This window comes from Gemmiger formicilis (assembly GCF_016901605.1).
In the GTDB taxonomy this organism is placed as follows: Bacteria; Bacillota; Clostridia; order Oscillospirales; family Ruminococcaceae; genus Gemmiger; species Gemmiger formicilis_B.
In genome coordinates this window covers 1-1,804 of sequence record NZ_JACJKP010000291.1, presented here as the reverse complement: position 1 = coordinate 1,804, position 1,804 = coordinate 1, and the positions used below count along the sequence as shown (strand labels likewise).

The 1,804-nt window shown below is 56.8% G+C and carries 2 protein-coding genes; one reads left to right on the top strand and one right to left on the bottom strand.

Annotated features, from left to right (window positions below; genetic code table 11):
• On the top strand, positions 1 to 768 hold a 768-nt coding region (locus H6B10_RS14280), incomplete at its 5' end, for a PASTA domain-containing protein (protein WP_204652209.1).
• A gap of 46 nt (positions 769 to 814) precedes the next feature.
• Here H6B10_RS14280 and H6B10_RS14275 read toward each other — a convergent pair.
• Positions 815 to 1,804 (bottom strand): putative PEP-binding protein (locus tag H6B10_RS14275; RefSeq protein WP_345941854.1); only part of this gene is annotated, 990 nt, incomplete at its 5' end.

Genomic DNA, 1,804 nt, shown 5'->3' with positions numbered 1-1,804 from the left:
GCCCGCCGTATGCAGACGGTACCGGAACTGATGAGTGCGCTGACGGACCCGAATGTGGCCAACGCCATGTTCGAGCGCGGAGACAACCAGATCAGTACCCGTAAAATTATGGGCGTTTCGCTGATCGTGATTGTGGTGCTGGCAATCCTGCTGATCTGGAGCCTGCTGAGTACCGGTGACGGACAGAGCACCCAAACTTCGCATACTGCACAGTCTGCTGTCAGCGAAACTACGTCGGAAGGGAGCAGCACAGCTTCTTCGGAAGATTTGGCCGAAACGATTCCCGATCTGGTGGGAAAGCGTTATGCCAGCGAAATCAAGGATAATGAACTGTATACCGGATATCGCATTGTGATGACGGAAGAAAACAGCTCCGAGATTCCGGCCGGTATTGTCATCAGCCAGGACCCCATTGCCGGCACCCCTAAAACAGAGGACAACGAGATCATCCAGATCGTGGTCAGCAAAGGTCCCAATCTGGTGGAAATGCCGGATATCATTGGATTTACCCAGTCGAATGCCAGTAAACAACTGGACGAACGGGGAATCCAGTACAAGATGCAGATCATCGAAAACGACGGTACCATGGCGGAAGGCTGTGTGGCCAAAACCGATGTGCTGGCCGGTACGAAATTCGATGCCGGGAAGACCATCGTCAGTGTATTTATTGCGGGCGAACGGGATGATACGCTTGTGGCCACCACCGGTTCCTCGGAGAGTGAAAGCGAAGCAGCCTCGGACAGCACCGCGTCTTCAGATTCGCAATAAACAAACAAAAGAACCGCCTGTAAAAACAGGCGGTTCTTTTTGTACTTTACAATTCGGTCAGGCTGCTCAGATCTTCGTTCATAAGCAGTTTTTTCAACGGCAGGAGGGCGGCGGGTTCCACGCTGAATGTACGCACACCCAAACGCAGATAGACGGGAATCAGGGAAATACTCTCAATGGTAATGCCGCACAAATATACTTCCACGCCATGGGCCAACGCCTGCTGCAGCACTTCCTTTACAAGACGCTGCACCGCAGGGTTATCTACACGACTTGCCGCTGCGGTGGAATCCGAACCAAGTCCCAGCGTATACCGGGTCAGATCTTCAATGTCGATCACCAGCATCTGGGCACCGTGTTCGATCAATTCGCCGGCCAGCAACGCAGCGGAAGGCATATCCACGATCACGCCAAAAGGCGGCGGGGTGGTATCCTTACCGGCGATACGCAGTTCGTCGCGGCAGGTTTCCACTTCCTGTAAGCAGGCTTCCCAGTCTTCAACCCCGGCAATCATGGGGAAGAGTACCCGCAGGTCGCCGTAGGGGGCGGCGCGCAGCAAGGCTTTGATCTGCGGCCAGAACAGGCGGTGTCCTTGCAGGCGTTTGGTCATCTCGGCTGTCCAGGGGGAATCATCGTCGGCATGGGTGTCGCAGGTACGTACCGCAATCATAGCCCCGTCGGAAGATTCCAGCTTTTCCCGAAGCCGTGCAAACTGGGATTCTTCCGGAAGATCATCCAGAATGACAGACTCGGAACGCAGCAGGCCGATCCCGGCGGCACCCTGGGGCAGCAGTTCGTCCGGAGCCGAAGTAGAGTTGGTAGCAGCCAGTAAACGGAAGGCGGTTCCGTCTTTGGTCAGGCAGGGCAGCGCAGCCACAGGGTCCGGTGTGCGTCCGTGCAGGCGGCTTTCGGCAATTTTACAGTCGGCCTGCGCCACATGGGCGCCGTCCGGCTCAATCACGAAAGTGGCTGCGTCGGGGTCGGAAGCATCCAGAATGGCCCGGTGCCCGGCGGCCAGGGCGGCCACGCCGTCGCC